This is a genomic window from Tritonibacter sp. SIMBA_163, from assembly GCF_046535935.1.
Lineage (GTDB): Bacteria > Pseudomonadota > Alphaproteobacteria > Rhodobacterales > Rhodobacteraceae > Epibacterium > Epibacterium scottomollicae.
Genome location: NZ_JAWJBP010000274.1, coordinates 1 through 291, shown reverse-complemented (window position 1 = coordinate 291; position 291 = coordinate 1). Strand labels below are relative to the sequence as shown.

The window sequence follows — 291 nt, the reverse complement described above, 5'->3', positions numbered from 1 at the left end:
AACATCCGCGAGGCTCAGCACAGGTGCCGCATTCGCCACGCCTGCATCCGCCACAAAGGCAATGCCGCCAGACGACAACGTGGTCGTCTGCGTCAGCCCAAGCGTGCCATGGGCAATCTCCAACCTGCCGTCAAAGCCGCTGAGGTCGCCGCTCAGGATCAAGGCATCGCCAGAGGTTTCCGTGCGCAGCACCGACACCGCGTCGCCGGTCAGCGCGCCGGAATAGGCAAAGCCCTCACCCGCCACGCCAGAGCCGACAGCCAGCGTATGGCCCGCAAGCGCAACCGTCCC

At 66.3% G+C, this 291-nt stretch carries 1 protein-coding gene; it reads right to left on the bottom strand.

Translation table 11 applies throughout. The annotated features are described in order from the left end of the window. Positions 1 to 291 (bottom strand): hypothetical protein (locus R0J92_RS22385; RefSeq protein ID WP_411053274.1); only part of this gene is annotated, 291 nt, incomplete at both ends.